This window comes from Halomonas sp. 3D7M, from assembly GCF_014897885.1.
Lineage (GTDB): Bacteria > Pseudomonadota > Gammaproteobacteria > Pseudomonadales > Halomonadaceae > Vreelandella.
Map to the genome: position 1 here is coordinate 18,077 of NZ_JABUZF010000259.1, position 16,206 is coordinate 34,282.

Below are 16,206 nucleotides of genomic sequence, written 5' to 3' on the forward strand. Positions count from 1 at the left end.
GGAAGCCTCTATTTTTCGCAAACTTTCTGTCGCCGACAACATAATGGCAATCCTGGAAACTCGTAAAGAACTCGATCGTAGCGCCCGGGAGCAGCGCCTTGAGTCGCTACTGGAAGATTTTCACATCACGCACATTCGTGACAACTTCGGCATGAGTCTTTCGGGCGGAGAGCGTAGACGTGTTGAGATCGCACGCTCCCTCGCGACAGAGCCTGCCTTTATTCTGCTTGATGAGCCGTTTGCCGGCGTTGACCCGATCTCAGTGGGTGATATTAAAACGATCATTCGAGCCCTCAAAAAACGCCATATCGGCGTACTAATCACTGATCATAACGTCAGGGAAACACTAGATATTTGCGATATTGCCTACATTGTAGGTGACGGTCATATCATCGCCAGTGGCCCCCCTCAGGAAATTCTCAACAACCAGCGGGTAAGAGACGTTTATTTGGGGGCTGATTTCCGCCTGTAAACAGCCACCTGCAAAAAAAATAGTAGTGGTGGCATAGTTATTGCACTTGCACCAAGCCATAACTCGCACTAGGGTGGAGCTTTCTGATTAACGAGTGGTTCTCAGATGGTCATGAAAGCTTCTCTTCAATTGCGTATCGGTACACAGCTGACCATGACACCTCAGCTGCAGCAGGCCATCGCCCTGTTACAGCTATCAACGCTGGACCTCCGTCAAGAAATTCAGCAAGCACTTGATGCCAATCCAATGCTTGAGCAGGAAGATGAGTTCGGCGAACAGGCCGTTAGTGAACCCCAGGAAGTTGAATGGTCCGAAAGCATTCCTAACGAACTCTCAACTGACAGTGACTGGTCAGACACTTATCAAGACCTAGGTAGCCATGGTGCCAGCAGCGAGGGGCCTGACTTTGAGCGTCAAGCCGCTGGTCAAAGTTTGCATGGCCACTTACTTTGGCAACTCGCCATGACAGATTTTTCACCACGCGACCATGCCATTGCTGAAAGCCTCATCGATGCACTGGATGCCAACGGCTACCTAACTCAACCTCTCAATGACATTCGCGAAGGACTTAAAGCCCAAGGGCATGAAGGCCTTAGCCAGCGTGAAGTTGAAACAACCTTGCTGCGCCTTCAACAGTTTGAGCCCACCGGTGTATTTGCTCGCGACCTGCGGGAGTGCTTAATGCTGCAGCTCGCCTCACTACCCGAAGATACACCGCTGCTGATGCCTGCCAAGCGCTTAGTGCGTCAATTTCTTGAAGCGCTCGGTAAAGATGATGTGCGTTTGCTAAAGCGGCGGTTAAGTCTAGATGATGAGCAGCTTGATGACGTAATCCGCTTGATCCGCAGCCTGGACCCTCGCCCCGGGAGCGCCTTTGGCGACACAGATGACAGCTACGTAACGCCAGATTTAGTCGTCCGCCATGACCACGAAGGATGGCACCTGGAGCTAAACCCAGAGGCACTGCCGCGCTTGCGCATTCAACCTGACTACGCAAGCCTCATCAAACGGGCTGACAAGAGCCAAGATAACCAATTTTTAAAAGAGCATCTCCAGGAAGCGCGCTGGCTCATCAAGAGCCTTTCAAGTCGAAATGATACGCTACTGCGGGTGGGCCGAGAAATCATAGCTCGCCAGATAGGCTTTCTGGAACACGGTGAAGAAGCCATGAAACCGCTGATCTTAGCCGATATCGCAGACGCCGTTGAAATGCATGAATCTACTATTTCCAGGGTCACCACCCAGAAATATATCCATACCCCGCGCGGTGTGTTCGAACTCAAATACTTCTTTTCCAGCCAAGTAAGTGGCCAGGACGGCGGCGACAGTCACTCCAGCACCGCCATCCGGGCTCGAATCAAAAAACTGGTGCAAGATGAACCGCCCGGCAAACCGCTCTCAGACAGCCGCCTCGTGGCGCTATTGGAAGAGGGTGGCATTAATGTAGCAAGGCGAACGGTGGCCAAATATCGTGAATCAATGGGTATTCCCTCTTCAAGCGAGCGCCGCCGTTTACGCTAATAAAACAGTGCTAACGAGACAAAGTCTGTCTAGGGGCTTTGCAATAGCGCAAAAAGGGTTACAATCGAAGAACAGTCCGATGGATAAGGAGCACGTCAATGCAAGTAAATATCACTGGTCATCACGTAGATCTGACTGACGCCTTGCGTGACTATGTAAATGAGAAGCTGGAACGCGTTGAGCGCCATTATGACAATATCACCACCGTACAAGTGACCTTATCTGTTGAAAAGGAGCGTCAGCAAGCTGCCTGCACCCTGCATGCTGCAGGTGCCGATCTACACGCAGAAGCATTAGACAATGATATGTATGCTGCGATTGATGCACTAGCGGACAAAATTGACCGTCAACTCGTTAAACACAAGGAAAAAGCACAAGCTCGCGCCCAAGGCGCTGGCGTGCGTTAACTCAATGACGTTGGAAACCATACTTCCCCCGGAGCGCGTGCTGTATGACGTCCCCGGGGGCAGCAAAAAAAGGGTGCTGGAATTTTTCAGCACCTTTATTGCGCAAAACACGCCAAGCCTAGATAGCCAAGAAGTCTTCAGCCGCCTGATTGGTCGTGAGCGTTTGGGTAGCACTGGAATAGGCAACGGCGTTGCCATTCCTCACGCCCGTAGCCCTCACTGCAGCTCGCCTATCGCTGGTTTTTTAAAGTTAGCCGAGCCTGTAGATTTCGATGCTATTGATGGCGATCCCGTCGACCTTGTTTTCGTACTTTTAGTACCCGAAGAGGCGGACGACACGCACTTAGCCTTATTAGGGCAAGTGGCGTCTATCATGAACAGCGTTGACACACGTCAGCAGCTTCGTAGAACGGCTAGCCAACGTGAGCTATTGGACCTTATAACAGCAAAAATTCGTGAACAACCTGTTACTTAAATAGTCCACCGCTAGACACTGCCTACGTTTACCTCCATTTTTATTGGCATGCCAAGAGAAACTCTATGCAATTGGTGATCATTAGCGGCCGTTCAGGGTCCGGTAAATCTATCGCCTTACAAGCGTTAGAAGATCTTGGCTATTGTGCCATCGATAACTTGCCCGCCATGCTACTCGGCTCCCTGGTGGATGAGCTTCGTGAGCAAGGGGCACGCCCCCAATTAGCGGTAAGTATCGATGCGCGCAATTTACCTGCTGCACTAAAGCAACTGCCAAAAATGCTTGAATCTTTGCGTCAGAAAAGCATTCACTTCCAGGTTATCTATCTAACCACCGATGCCCGAATTCTTCTTGAGCGATACTCAGCCACGCGTCGTCGCCACCCTCTTACGCGTGATAGTGACATGACGCTTGAAGAGGCCATCAATAAAGAAGAAGAAACCCTGCTCGACATCCGTGATCTGGCTGACCTGATGATCGACACATCGCGTCTGTCGGTTCATGACCTGCGCCGCCGGATAACGGATCAGGTTGCCCAACAGCGTGAAGATAGATTAACCCTGACACTAGAGTCATTTGGCTATAAACGGGGCGTCCCACTTGACGCAGACCTCGTCTTTGACGTGCGCTGCCTACCAAATCCGTACTGGGATCCTACACTGCGCCAATACACTGGCCGTGATGCCAATATCATCCACTTTCTGAAGGGATATCCTGTCGTAGAAGAAATGCGCAATGATATCCAGACATGGCTGGAAAAGTGGCTACCCGCTTACCAAAATAGCCAACGCAGTTATATGACGATTGCGATTGGCTGTACCGGTGGGCAGCACCGCTCTGTCTTTATGGTGGAACAACTGGCGCAAATGCTGGTAAAACAAGCGGGAGAGGTTCAACTCCGTCATCGTGAGCTAGGCTTGCAGTACACCCTCAGTGAGCAGCAGCCCTCCACATCCGCGCCTTCAACAAACGCGCAATAAGCAACGCCTTTTCTTCACGACCCCACTCGGCTAAAAGGAACCAGAGTGCCAGAAAGAACCTTAACACTCACTAATCAGCGCGGCCTTCATGCTCGCGCAGCGACAAAACTCGTCAAGTGTGGCCAACAGTTTTCGGCCAACATTCACGTTTACAAACAACAACAAATGGCAGATGCGGCCAACATTATGTCGTTATTGATGCTGGCCGCCCCTTGTGGCACTGAACTTAGAGTTCATGCGGAAGGCGACGACGCCGAACAAGCACTAGAGGCGATTGAAGCGCTGTTCGACGCACGTTTTGACGAAGACCACTAACATCAGCAAAACACGTGCTAACTGAGCTGTTAGCTCAGTTGTTAGTTACCAGCGACGGTCATTGCATCAATTAGCCAGCTACCCGTGTGAATACTGCCACGGGTATCGATGTCATCACCGACGGCGACCAAGCCAGCAAACATGCTATTCAAATTACTGGCAATAGTGAATTCTTCGATAGGGTGCTGTATTTCGCCATTTTCTACCCAGAAGCCTGCCGCGCCTCGCGAATAGTCGCCAGTCACGCCGTTAACCCCCTGCCCCATTAGCTCAGTCACCCAAATGCCACGCCCCATCTGCTTCAGCAAATCATCTCGGGGCGTCAGCGGCGCTAACAAACGTAAATTGCGTGCCCCACCTGCATTACCTGTCGATTGCATGCCTAAACGCCGCGCACTGTAAGCAGACAGCATATAGCTGGCCACACTACCCTGATCAATAAAGCGATTGTTGCGAGTCTGAACGCCTTCAGCATCAAACGGCGAGCTAGCCGTCGCCCCCACCTCCATAGGCCGTTCTTCCAAACCAAACCAGCTCGGGAATAGCGGGCTACCTAAACGATCACATAAGAAAGAGGATTCGCGATAAAGCGCCCCACCTGCCAACGCCCCCATCAAGTGACCTACCAAGCCACTGGAAAGTGACGGGTCGAACAGCACCGGGAAGGTGCCTGTTGGCGGCCGTTGAGCGCCTAACCGACGTAGCGTGCGTGATGCCGCTTCGCGGCCAACCTCCGCAGGATCTCGAAGCATGGCAGGATTACGTGCCGAGGTATAATCGTAATCGCGCTGCATGCCCTTCTCATCCTGTGCAATCAGCATGCAGGAAAGTGAATGGCTACTGCCTTTCTGGGTGCCGAGGAAGCCGTGGCTGTTCGCGTAAACTCGCACTCCCTCACCACTGGATAGCGAAGCGCCTTCCGACTGATGAATTCCCGCTACATCACGCCCCGCTTGCTCACATGCCAGCGCCAAATCGATTGCTTCATCGGTCGTCAACGCCCAGGGATAATGCACTTTAAGGTCAGGTAGGTCAGTTGCCATTAGCGACGCATCTGCTAACCCTGCGGCAGGGTCCTCCCCCGTATAACGGGCAATTGCCAGGGCTTTCTCTACCGTGGCTTTAATTGACGCGCTGCTGGCATCGGTAGACGAGGCGCTGCCCTTGCGCTGCCCAACATATAGCGTAATGGCAATCCCTTGATCACGTGAAAGCTCAACAGTTTCAACTTCACCAAGACGCACGCTTATCCCAAGACCTTGATCTACACTAGCGCCTACCTCAGCAGCATCTGCGCCTAATTTTTTTGCCAGCGCAAGCGCCTCTTCAGCACGCTGGGTTAACAGTACCTGCTGGGCCGCTGCATCAAATGCTTGTGCCATTTTGGCCTCCTTTTCGCCTGAATCGCATTGGCGGATCAATGTTGTGGTCGCAGCCTGATATAATGCTGCAAACGAAACTAATTAGTGAGTTCTAGTATGCCTAAGCAACGCCCCGAGCCCTTCGATATTGATGAACAAGAAGAGCGCCCCAGTAAATCTCAGCTCAAGCGGGAAATGCATGCCCTTCAGGCGCTTGGCGAAACGCTTATCGCGATGAAACCTGCCGAGCGCGCAAAATTTCCGCTCTCTGACGACATGTTACGCGCCATAGAAGAAACCTCGCGCATCCGCTCCCATGAAGGCCGCCGTCGCCATATGCAATATGTGGGCAAGCTTATCCGCAAAGAGGACCTTACTGCCATACAGGGTGTCTTCGACGCTATCGAGCAGGAAAAAGAGCAGCGCGATCATGCCTTTCACCGGCTAGAAAAATGGCGCGACCGGTTAGTCGAAGAAGGTGACAGCGCTGTCGATCTATTTATGGCGGAATACCCTAACGCTGATCGCCAGGCAATACGACAACTGGTACGCAATGCGCGTAAAGAGCGTGAGCAAAGTAAACCGCCGACCAGCTCGCGCAAGCTGTTCAAACACTTACGCGATACGCTGGCACTCTAACCCCTGTATGTCTCAATGACTGGGTCATAAAGACTGGTTCATAAGGACTGGTTCATAAGGACTAGGTCATTAAGACCAACTCATACAGACCTAGTGATGGCAATCAAGTCACGAAGACTGGGTACCGCCGACCGTCAGCTCATCCAGCTTAAGGGTGGGCTGACCGACGCCTACCGGCACTCCCTGCCCCTCTTTGCCGCAGACACCTATTCCTGTATCCATTTCCATATCATGGCCAATCATTGAAACACGCCCCATTGCCTCAGGACCGTTGCCAATCAAGGTAGCTCCTTTAACAGGCGCAGTAATTTTGCCATCTTCAATGAGGTAGGCTTCGCTAGCGGAAAATACGAACTTACCTGATGTAATGTCGACCTGACCACCACCGAAGCTGACCGCATAGATACCGCGCTTAACGCTTTTGATAATGTCGGCGGGTTCATCCTGGCCTGCCAGCATGACAGTATTGGTCATACGCGGCATCGGCAAATGGGCAAAAGATTCACGCCGCGCATTACCCGTTGGCGCCATATTCATTAACCGTGCATTAAGCTTGTCTTGCATATAGCCAGTTAAAATACCGTCTTCAATCAGCGGCGTGTATTGCCCTGGCGTGCCTTCATCGTCCACGCTTAACGAACCACGGCAGTCAGCAACGGTAGCATCGTCGACAACCGTTACACCTTTCGCCGCAACACGTTTCCCCATCTGCCCTGCAAACGCTGAACTGCCCTTACGATTAAAATCGCCTTCAAGCCCGTGGCCCACCGCTTCATGAAGCAAAATACCTGGCCAGCCAGCGCCGAGAACAACCGGCATTTGACCAGCAGGTGCATCGACTGCCTCTAGGTTAACTAAGGCTTGGCGAACAGCTTCTTTCGCATAGCGTTCCGCTACGTTTTCATCTCGCAGCCTGGACATGGAGTAACGACCGCCGCCCCCAGCACCGCCTCGCTCTCGCCGACCATTTTTAGCCGCGATAACACTTACATTAAAACGGACTAATGGGCGGATATCTGCCGCTAAGGTGCCATCACTGGCACGTACTAACACCACTTCATAAGTGCCTGACAATGAGGCGCTCACTTGGCTAATACAGGGGTCAGCTGCACGCGCGATGCGGTCTGCTTCTTTTAACATTGCCACTTTTTCGTCAGCGGTAAGCCCCGCCAACGGATCAAGTCCTGCATAACGACCTGCAGCGCTGACAGCCACTACCGGCTGCCCAGATAGCTGCTTACCACTTCGTACAATGCCCGCTGCTGTACGGCCAGTATCCATTAGCGCATCTGCGGTAATTTGATTAGAGTAGGCAAAACCCGTCTTTTCACCTGCCAAGGAGCGCACACCAACGCCGCCATCAATGTTATAGCTGGCTTCTTTTACTTCACCATCTTCCAGCACCCACCCCTCTTGCCAAGTACGCTGGAAGTAGAGATCGGCATAATCAATACCAGCCCCCAGGGCATAAGACAGCCCAGTATCAAGGGCATCCAAATCTAGGCCACTTGGTGTCAACAAAATGGAAACAGCGGTATTTACATCGCTCTTATGTGCGGTCATTAAGGGCCTTCTAGAGTGATCTGCGGCGACGTCCATGGACCTCGCACGCGATAGTGAATAGTGGTTGCTTGATCTAACGCGCTACCAAAAAGCTGGTCCGCTACAAAAAGAGCGCCACCTACAATCGGAGCACCTACGGCTATGGCTGCGATAGGCAAGCTCTGGCTAATAGGTAGTGTGACGCCTAGTCGCTGATCAAGTTCACGTTGTATAAGATTGACGCTTCCCGTCAGGGTTAGCGTGGTAGATGGCGCTTCAATGGAAAGCGGACCGCGCAGCAGTAATTGGCCCGCGGCGACATCTGCCGTGCCATGCACCCGATCAAACGCAGTTCCTTGTCCCGTCACGTCCGAAAAATCGAAACGCAAGCGGCGCAGTATATTGTCAAAATTAAGCAGACCAACCAAGCGAGCCGGTGTTGATTCCAGCGTCACAAAGCGCCCATCACGTACATCGGTTCGAATATCGCCTTCCGCCCGACTTAATTCAAATTGCCAGGGAGCACCTGGCCACGTCAGCGCTGCGCTGACATCCGTAGAACGGCTACGCATGGCGATTGGTTGGCCTAGACGCTCTAACGCAGTGCCTACATCACCACCCTGTATCGAAACATCAGCGCGGGTATGACTATTGTTAGCGTCGCCTTCCCATACCAGTTCTCCGCGGGCAGAGAGCTGCCCCAGTGTCAGGCCGACCGGGGAAAGAGTAAAACGTTGCCCCTGGCTTTGCCAATAAGCGGTTAACGGTCCGAAACGCCCTTCCCCAACGCCAATATCAGCTAGTCTGAGCCTGCCATCCGGCAACTGGTTAAGCCATTCGGGTATAGCAGTTGGTGTGGCGTGCTGAGTTTCGACAGCATCCATCCAAGAGCCTGGTGTCGGCGCACTGCTGTCATGCGCTGCAGCAGGCACATCAAATAGCCGATCTACTTCCAACGATGAGATAGCGATATCAAGCGGCAGCGCGCTACCGGGCTGATAAGTCACTCGACCTGACACAAGATCACCGCTTAACTGCATAGCCAAGCGCTTTCCTTCAATATTGCCTGTCGCTTCTAAGCGACCAAAACACGCATCACGGAAATGCACGCAAGGCGTACTAAGCATTACTGATATTGGCGTATCCTCACTATCGCCATTCGACGAAGATGACGCCTGCATCAACGGTGACAGCGCCTCCTGCCAGTCATCAAGAGGCAACTCTTCAACCTGGGCGACAACGCTCCAACCTGGCTGTGTTGGCCAGCCACTCGGTGCGGCAGCACTGCCCAAAGCTATTACCCCCGCCAGCTCATCATGATCAAGCTGTACGCGAGCATTAACGATGTCGGCCAACTGTGTTGTTAAGCGACCACTGTCGAAGTCCGCGCTTAACCGCCATGGCCATGGCTGTTCAGCGGACTTGCTAAATGGCGCTGGCAACCTGCTTGTAATACCAAGCAAGCGGCTTTCAAGGACGATCGACGGTGATGGCTGTAGGTTGACCTGCCCACGCCACTGAGCACGCCCCTCAAACAGCTGGCGAGCTTGCTCAGCGGGAATATTGGCCAGTTGAAATAAGGTGGCGACATCAATATTCCCGCCCAAGGCAATACCGTCGTCCGGAACATTGATATCCGCTTCTATGGAATTACCTGACCACAGACCCGATACATGCCCGAGCAAAGCGTTTTTTTCGCCGTGCTGCTGCCACGTCATCTCTCCCTGAAGATCTTCTAGCGGAATGTCGACAGGCTGAAAAGCAAGCGTTGTGAAATTTGGTCGAGCATTAATCTCCAGCGCCAATGAGTCCGGCGCGCTCAGTGGTAACGATAAAGCGATGTCACCCTCAACCCGGCCCTCTGCACGAACATCGTTAAGCAGTGGCAGATCAATCTCAGGCATTGCCTGGAGAAACGCCAGCAGTGAATCACTATCACTGCTGACACTACCCGACAAATTAAGCGTCTCATCAGCCATCTTTAGCACCCCATCAGAGACGTCAATGCCTTGGCTTTCAGCATGCTGAATAACCGCCTCCAACACCTGATCCTTCCAAACCAATCTGCCCTCGATTTCCTCAAGCATGGGCCACCCAGGCGCGATGGGTAATCGCCCCTGTGTGACAGAGAGGGCCAACGTGGAGGAAATTTGGTCTGCAAACTGACTTTCTGAACCAGCCTCTTCCCCAGTAAAGGGAAAGCTAAGCTTGAGCGAGCCATTGGGAACAACACCACCTACGTCAGTTAATAGCCACTCACGAAGTTCAGGCTCAAGAGCTTTAACGGGCAGCCACTGAGAGAGCGGGTAATTAAGCGCATCAACATTTGCAAACGCAATATCAAGCCCAAACTGGCCGCCTTGTTCACTCGCAATCAGACCAAAACCGCCACTCACCTCGGCACCATCCCAATCTAGGCGTAGATCCCTACCACTGATCATGGTGCTCGGGCCGTCATACACCCACTCCACCACGCCCTCGGCATGGCTCAACAGCATGGGTGATTCAAACAATTCAGGAAAATTAAGCGAGCTGCTTCCAGCACTGTTAAACGTTACTCTGCCGCGAAAGTCTCTTGCCTGTACCCAAGCATCTAACGGGCCACCTCCTGGTGCTTGCTCCCAAGGCAGCACCGCCACATTGGTTAACGCCGCATCAACCCCCCAATGGCCTTCATGCTGACCTAAACGCAAACCTTGGACCTGGCCACGGGGTGATAGTGTTTGTAACACTCGAGTAAGCGATTCAGGCAACAAAATATAGTCGCGCCAAGCCGCCAAAGAAGCCAGTTCAAATGCGCTGGTGCGCACCTCCCATTGATCAGGCTGGTGGGATAAGTACCAATGCCGCGGTAAGGCTGGGCCACCACTTCCACCTTCTGGACGCGCCCACTCGACGTTTTCAGCATCTCCACTAAGCCAGGCTTCGCCGCCCTCACCGTCTCGCCGCCAAAGGCCATTGGCCTGAATGTTTTGCAGTACGGCGTATTGAATCTCGTGGCGCAGGGTCAACTGTGGAACATCGACAGCCAAGCGAACCTCATCTAAGCGGCCTGCATGCCAGCGACCCCACAACGTAACCTCGCCTCCCATTTGCTCTAGGGAAGGCATGCGATCGGAACGTAAAACAGCGGCTAGTGTCACTAAATGATCCAGCTGCATGTCCAATTGGAGCGCCGCTGAAAAATCACGGAAACCCTGTTCTCCAGGCTGCATCTCCACGTTCATCGCAATGGCCGGCAGCGTTTCTTGGGCTTGTGCTTCTTGGACCTCAACTTCTTGAGACCCTGCTCCTTGCGAAATCACACTTTGAGATTCTAAGATCGTGACGGCACCTTCCAAGCGCGTTCGCCGCTCATCGCCATTGAGCAGTAAGGTAGGCGCGTGCAAGGTGACGGCCTGCTGGCTTCCATGCAGCACCAGACGAGTATTATCTACCCACAATCGCTGGCGAAGAATAAGACCTGCCCAGGCGTCCAATGCCGCTAAATCAACAGTGGGCTCCTGAGACATAACAATCGGCAGCTCTGCTGGTGCCGGCCAACCCCAAGCAGCGTCTCCCTGCTGATATAGATGAAATTCAAGGCCTGTGATGCGCGCATCATTAAACACGGGTGCAATGCTTCTCAATGTCGCCCAACCATCAAGCCGCAAATGTGCACTTTCAAGGGATACTAATTGCTGCCCGTCAGGCGTCGCTGAATGCACGCCCTCCAATTGCAACACAAGATCGTTACGCGCCAACGACAGCGATAGGTGCTCGATAGTAACGGGCACCCCCACACGGGCCTCTAATAACGCTTCTATTTTCGGTGTTAGCAGACTGGATTGGCTAATTAATAAGCGCGCCAACAATAGAAAGACAGCAAGGCCGCCTAGTAACGAGGCGATCATTACTAGGCACCATCGAGAGAATAAACGTAACGCTATCATTACATTAGTACGATGTCGTACTGTTCTTGGGAGTAGTGTTGCTCTACCTGAAATCGAATGGTTTTATTAATAAACGTTTCCAGGTCGGCAACCGCCGCAGACTCTTCGTCCAACAGTCTGTCAACCACCGGTTGAGAAGCAAGCACCATATATGTTTCGGCACTGTAGGCACGCTCTTCGCGCAATATCTCACGAAAAATCTCGTAACAAACAGTTTCAGGCGTTTTCAACGTCCCGCGCCCACTGCATGTTGGGCAAGCTTCGCACAAGGTTTGCTCCAGGCTTTCCCGCGTGCGTTTACGGGTCAACTGCACTAAGCCCAGCTCAGTCACCCCGGTGCACTTCGTCTTCGCATGATCACGCTCAAGCGCTTTCTCAAGCACGCGTAACACTTGGCGCTGATGCTCTACATCCACCATATCGATAAAGTCGATAATGATGATGCCGCCAAGGTTGCGTAGCCTTAGCTGACGGGCAATCGCAGTCGCCGCTTCCAGGTTGGTTTTAAAAATCGTCTCTTCAAGATTACGGTGACCGACATAACCACCGGTATTAACATCGATCGTGGTCATCGCTTCTGTCGGATCGATAACCAGATAGCCACCAGACTTCAACTGAACCTTGCGACCTAGTGCTTTTTGAATTTCATCTTCAACGCTATACAAATCAAAAATGGGTCGCTCGCCTGGATAATACTCGATACGATCTACCGCATCTGGCATAAATTCTTCAGCGAACTCGACCAGTTTGATAAAGTTCTCGCGGGAATCGATGCGCACTTTTTCAATATCATCGCGCATGACATCCCGTAATGTACGCATAAACAACGGCAGGTCATCGTAGATCACACTAGGCGACGCCGCCGTTATTTTACGCTCACTGACTTTGCGCCAAATACGCAGCAGGAAGTACATGTCACCCGCCAGCTCTTCATCACCAACCCCTTCTGCCGCAGTGCGCACGATGAAGCCACCGGCTACCTCGATGGTCTGCTCGTCAATTCCCTTATCTAGCAGCGCTTTTAAACGCTCCCGCTCTCGCTCATCTTCAATGCGCTGAGACACGCCATGGTGGGGAGAGTCAGGCATATAGACAAGATAACGTGACGGAATCGAGAGATGGGTAGTGAGCCTGGCACCCTTGGTGCCAATGGGGTCTTTGGTCACCTGAACGACAAGCGCCTGACCTTCATGTAGCAACTGACCAATAGTCTGCTGCTCATCATTAGGCGTCCCTGATGGCATTACCTCATGGGCATGAATAAACGCCGCGCGCTCAAGGCCAATATCAACAAAAGCAGCCTGCATACCAGGCAGTACACGCACTACTTTGCCTTTGTAGATATTACCTACAATGCCGCGCCTACGTGAGCGTTCAATGAGCGCCTCTTGTAAGACACCATTTTCCACCAGCGCAACGCGAGTCTCCATTGGCGTTAAATTGATGAGGACTTCACCGCTCATGCAAAATTCCTTATTGAGTCACAGTATCCTTGCCAACACGGCAGGCGGCGAAATGGCGGTTATCTCTGCTGATAGCAGCCCGACCAGATTGGCACCCCTTGCTGGCACAACAAGCGTGTTGTTTCATAGAGTGGCAGCCCCACGACTGCTGAATGGCTACCCTTAATTTCTTCAACAAACACAGCGGCTAAACCTTGGATGGCGTATCCTCCGGCTTTGTCTACTGGCTCACCGGTTTGCCAATAGTCAGCTATTTCCTGCTGACTGATTACGCGCATCTTGACGACCGTTGTCACACAACAAGAGAGTACACCCTTGGGGCCAGCCACAGCGACCGCTGTTAATACATTATGACGACGCCCAGACAGCTTCTTAAGCATAACGGCTGCATCATGCTCATCAATTGGCTTGCCCAATATCTGATCATCAATTACCACAGCCGTATCTGAACCCAGCACAGGAAGGGCTGTTCTTGAAACAGCCGCTTGCGCTTTCGCACTCGCCAAGCGCTCCACATAAGCTTGCGCAGATTCACCCTTGAGCGGCGTTTCATCTACATCACTTGGCATGACCTCGACCGCCACACCTATCGATGCTAACAACGCCTTACGTCTGGGAGATGCCGAGGCAAGGCATAACACAGGCGACGATGCAGAACGTGAACTATCCATTACAGCAACTCCAGCAGCTTATCAAACGCTAGCTAAACGCTGTTCGAGCGCTTTAAGCATGGTAGACCACCAGGGCCACAGAACAGCACTGATCAGTGATGGAATCAAAAAAGACAAATGGATTGAAAAATCCCCCGTCAGCGTGCGTAACCACTGCTCAATCAACTGCACCAAGCCTAATAAGACCAGCACGAGAACAGACTGCTGTACTAAAGAGTAAGCGCGAAAGCGGGGGTAAACCAGGGCGCATAAGAAGGCCAACAGCGACAATATCAGAGCATGCTGACCTAACGCGGTACCTTCGATCAAATCCATCAGAATGCCGATAACAAAGCCATGAAAAACACCCACTCTATCCGGCGTTCGCATGCACCAGTAAATCAGCATTAGCCCTATCCACTCAGGACGGTAGACTTGCCACCCTTCAGCTAAAGGCATCACTTGCAAGCACAATGCAAGGACAAGCGTAAACCATACAAAGATAAGCGATACGACCGGCGTCTTAGCCATTACTGCACCTCTCGTGCAGCATCCTGCTGCAAACCAATACGCTGGGCAGCGTGCAGTGCAGCGGCTGAAATATCCATACCCTCTCCCCAAATAGTATCCTCTATCTCTTCACGGGGCGGCGGGAACAACAATAGGAAGTGACGTGAACGCTGCAACTGAGCAGAGGGCTCTGCGGTCACTTGAGCGAAAGGCTGACCTGGGTCGTGGTAAACGTCGGTGACCCTAGCAACGGGATGGCCTGGCGGGAAGCGTCCTGCCAACCCTGACGTGGTCAGCAGATCACCTTCACGAATGTCTGCTGTATCCGGCACATGCAAAACATTCACGCTTCCGTAACGACCAGCTCCCTGCACAATAAATCGCAGGCCATTACGATTCACTTGAACGGGCAATGCATGGCTCGCATCAGCCAGTAACAGAACGCGGCTTGAGTACGCCGACACAGCAGTCACTTGCCCCACCAAGCCAAAAGCATCAATCACCGGCTGACCGACATAAGCACCATTTCGATGCCCCCGGTCAACCACCATCTGATGACTAAAAGGATCATTATCTAGCGACAGTAGCTCAGCAGTTATGTACGGAATATCTCTACGCTGAGCTGCCTTCAGAAGATCACGTAATTCGGCATTCTCCGCGGTTAGATTCGCCAACCGCTGACCACGATGTGAAAGCGTCAAAATTTGCTCACGCAGGCGACGATTCTCATCGACGAGCGCTTGCTGGTCAGAAAGCGCAAGCGCCCCCCAGTTAAGCAGATCGCTAGGCACGCTAACGACCCACTGAATTGGGGCAACAATCATCGTCATTTGGGCGCGCACATCTTCCATGCGGGTAAATCGCTGGTCGGCAAACATTAAAATGCTTGCCAATAGCACACAGAAGAATAGCCGATACCCTGGCAATGACGCGTGCGAAAATAGCGGTTTAATAGGCAATCCCCCGCGATAAACCGCTACGATCAGTCGCTCGACAGCAACTCGAAGGTATGCTGATCAATCATTTCCAGTGCCTTGCCGCCACCGCGGGCCACACAGGTGAGCGGATCTTCAGCCACAATCACCGGCAAGCCTGTCTCTTCAGCGATTAATTTATCGAGATCACGCAACAGTGCGCCACCTCCTGTCAGCACCAAGCCACGCTCAGCGATATCGGAAGCCAACTCAGGTGGTGATTGCTCAAGAGCACTCTTGACCGCTGCCACAATAGATCCCAAGGTTTCTTGAAGCGCTTCGAGAATCTCATGGGAGTTCAGTGTGAAACTACGCGGTATGCCTTCCGCTAGGTTACGTCCACGCACATCAATTTCACGCAGTTCGCCCCCGGGATAAGCACAACCGATCTCTTCTTTGATTCGCTCAGCGGTGGCTTCACCAATCAAGCTGCCGTAGTGACGACGCACATACGCAGTGATGGCCTCGTCAAAGCGGTCACCACCGACACGAATAGATTCTGAATAAACCACGCCGTTGAGCGAAATAATGGCAATCTCGGTAGTACCACCACCGATATCAACCACCATTGAGCCCTGCGCTTCTTCAACCGGAAGCCCGGCACCAATTGCGGCGGCCATCGGCTCTTCGATTAAAAACACTTCACGAGCACCAGCACCTTCCGCCGACTCGCGAATAGCGCGCCGCTCAACCTGCGTTGACATGCAGGGAACGCACACCAAAACGCGAGGACTGGGCGTTAAGAAGGTGCTTTGATGCACTTTACGAATAAAGTGCTGAAGCATCTGCTCTGTCACGGTGAAGTCGGCAATAACACCATCTTTCATCGGGCGGATGGCGGTAATATTGCCTGGCGTGCGACCGAGCATACGTTTGGCGTCGGTGCCAACCGATGCCACGCTGCGCATGTTGCCAGACTGGCGGATAGCGACTACGGACGGTTCATCGAGAACGATGCCACGACC

Annotated in this window: 15 protein-coding genes; 7 read left to right on the forward strand and 8 right to left on the reverse strand. The window is 52.6% G+C overall.

Annotated elements, in window-relative coordinates; genetic code table 11:
- The 6 genes from lptB to INT22_RS16800 all read left to right on the forward strand — a co-directional run.
- Positions 1 to 472: LPS export ABC transporter ATP-binding protein (gene lptB, locus INT22_RS21310; RefSeq protein WP_226912839.1), on the forward strand; the 472-nt coding region annotated here is incomplete at its 5' end.
- Between the two features lie 105 nt (positions 473 to 577).
- Positions 578 to 1,993 carry an RNA polymerase factor sigma-54 gene (locus INT22_RS16780; RefSeq protein ID WP_193061291.1) on the forward strand — a complete coding sequence of 472 codons (1,416 nt, stop codon included), beginning with the start codon at positions 578 to 580 and terminating at the stop codon, positions 1,991 to 1,993.
- 98 nt (positions 1,994 to 2,091) lie between these two features.
- Entirely contained in the window at positions 2,092 to 2,400 is a 309-nt protein-coding gene (hpf, locus tag INT22_RS16785; RefSeq protein ID WP_009721972.1) for a ribosome hibernation-promoting factor, HPF/YfiA family, read from the forward strand.
- 4 nt (positions 2,401 to 2,404) lie between these two features.
- Positions 2,405 to 2,875, forward strand: a complete 471-nt coding sequence (locus INT22_RS16790; RefSeq protein ID WP_193061290.1) for a PTS sugar transporter subunit IIA — start codon at positions 2,405 to 2,407, stop codon at positions 2,873 to 2,875.
- Positions 2,876 to 2,940: 65 nt separating this feature from the next.
- The gene (gene rapZ / locus INT22_RS16795; RefSeq protein ID WP_193061289.1) at positions 2,941 to 3,855 is read left to right on the forward strand and encodes an RNase adapter RapZ; all 915 of its coding nucleotides are present in this window, start codon (positions 2,941 to 2,943) and stop codon (positions 3,853 to 3,855) included.
- A 45-nt stretch (positions 3,856 to 3,900) separates the two neighbouring features.
- A complete protein-coding gene (locus INT22_RS16800; RefSeq protein ID WP_193061288.1) occupies positions 3,901 to 4,170 on the forward strand; it encodes an HPr family phosphocarrier protein in 270 nt (89 codons plus the stop codon).
- A 41-nt stretch (positions 4,171 to 4,211) separates the two neighbouring features.
- On the opposite strand, the gene pmbA is transcribed toward INT22_RS16800, so the two are convergent.
- Positions 4,212 to 5,552, reverse strand: a complete 1,341-nt coding sequence (pmbA, locus tag INT22_RS16805; protein WP_193061287.1) for a metalloprotease PmbA — start codon at positions 5,550 to 5,552, stop codon at positions 4,212 to 4,214.
- Between the two features lie 96 nt (positions 5,553 to 5,648).
- Here pmbA and yjgA point away from each other — a divergent pair, with 96 nt between their 5' ends.
- Positions 5,649 to 6,170: a ribosome biogenesis factor YjgA gene (gene yjgA, locus INT22_RS16810; RefSeq protein WP_089037693.1), complete on the forward strand. Its 522-nt coding sequence runs from the start codon at positions 5,649 to 5,651 to the stop codon at positions 6,168 to 6,170.
- Positions 6,171 to 6,278: 108 nt separating this feature from the next.
- Here the strand turns inward: yjgA and tldD are convergent, their stop codons facing one another.
- From tldD to INT22_RS16845, 7 genes are all read right to left on the reverse strand, one after another.
- A complete protein-coding gene (tldD, locus tag INT22_RS16815) occupies positions 6,279 to 7,733 on the reverse strand; it encodes a metalloprotease TldD (RefSeq protein ID WP_193061286.1) in 1,455 nt (484 codons plus the stop codon).
- The gene (locus INT22_RS16820) at positions 7,733 to 11,605 is read right to left on the reverse strand and encodes a YhdP family phospholipid transporter (protein ID WP_193061285.1); all 3,873 of its coding nucleotides are present in this window, start codon (positions 11,603 to 11,605) and stop codon (positions 7,733 to 7,735) included. Before INT22_RS16820 ends, tldD begins: the two co-directional genes overlap by 1 nt.
- A 38-nt stretch (positions 11,606 to 11,643) precedes the next feature.
- Entirely contained in the window at positions 11,644 to 13,107 is a 1,464-nt protein-coding gene (gene rng, locus INT22_RS16825; protein WP_193061284.1) for a ribonuclease G, read from the reverse strand.
- Positions 13,108 to 13,166: 59 nt separating this feature from the next.
- Positions 13,167 to 13,778 (reverse strand): Maf family protein, encoded by a 612-nt coding sequence (locus INT22_RS16830; protein ID WP_193061283.1) that lies wholly within the window; start codon positions 13,776 to 13,778, stop codon positions 13,167 to 13,169.
- Between the two features lie 21 nt (positions 13,779 to 13,799).
- Positions 13,800 to 14,288, reverse strand: coding sequence for a rod shape-determining protein MreD (gene mreD, locus INT22_RS16835; protein WP_038485544.1), 489 nt, complete (start codon positions 14,286 to 14,288; stop codon positions 13,800 to 13,802).
- Entirely contained in the window at positions 14,288 to 15,226 is a 939-nt protein-coding gene (mreC, locus tag INT22_RS16840) for a rod shape-determining protein MreC (protein WP_193061282.1), read from the reverse strand. Before mreC ends, mreD begins: the two co-directional genes overlap by 1 nt.
- Positions 15,227 to 15,249: 23 nt before the next feature.
- Positions 15,250 to 16,206 (reverse strand): rod shape-determining protein (locus INT22_RS16845; protein ID WP_226912840.1); only part of this gene is annotated, 957 nt, incomplete at its 5' end.

Bases quoted from the DNA above. Each gene is read 5' to 3' on its own strand.
- rapZ (WP_193061289.1), top strand. From the start codon at position 2,941: ATGCAATTGGTGATCATTAGCGGCCGTTCAGGGTCCGGTAAATCTATC.
- INT22_RS16790 (WP_193061290.1), top strand. From the start codon at position 2,405: ATGACGTTGGAAACCATACTTCCCCCGGAGCGCGTGCTGTATGACGTC.
- mreD (WP_038485544.1), bottom strand. From the start codon at position 14,288: ATGGCTAAGACGCCGGTCGTATCGCTTATCTTTGTATGGTTTACGCTT.
- INT22_RS16780 (WP_193061291.1), top strand. From the start codon at position 578: ATGGTCATGAAAGCTTCTCTTCAATTGCGTATCGGTACACAGCTGACC.
- rng (WP_193061284.1), bottom strand. From the start codon at position 13,107: ATGAGCGGTGAAGTCCTCATCAATTTAACGCCAATGGAGACTCGCGTT.
- INT22_RS16820 (WP_193061285.1), bottom strand. From the start codon at position 11,605: ATGATCGCCTCGTTACTAGGCGGCCTTGCTGTCTTTCTATTGTTGGCG.
- yjgA (WP_089037693.1), top strand. From the start codon at position 5,649: ATGCCTAAGCAACGCCCCGAGCCCTTCGATATTGATGAACAAGAAGAG.
- pmbA (WP_193061287.1), bottom strand. From the start codon at position 5,552: ATGGCACAAGCATTTGATGCAGCGGCCCAGCAGGTACTGTTAACCCAG.
- hpf (WP_009721972.1), top strand. From the start codon at position 2,092: ATGCAAGTAAATATCACTGGTCATCACGTAGATCTGACTGACGCCTTG.
- INT22_RS16830 (WP_193061283.1), bottom strand. From the start codon at position 13,778: ATGGATAGTTCACGTTCTGCATCGTCGCCTGTGTTATGCCTTGCCTCG.
- tldD (WP_193061286.1), bottom strand. From the start codon at position 7,733: ATGACCGCACATAAGAGCGATGTAAATACCGCTGTTTCCATTTTGTTG.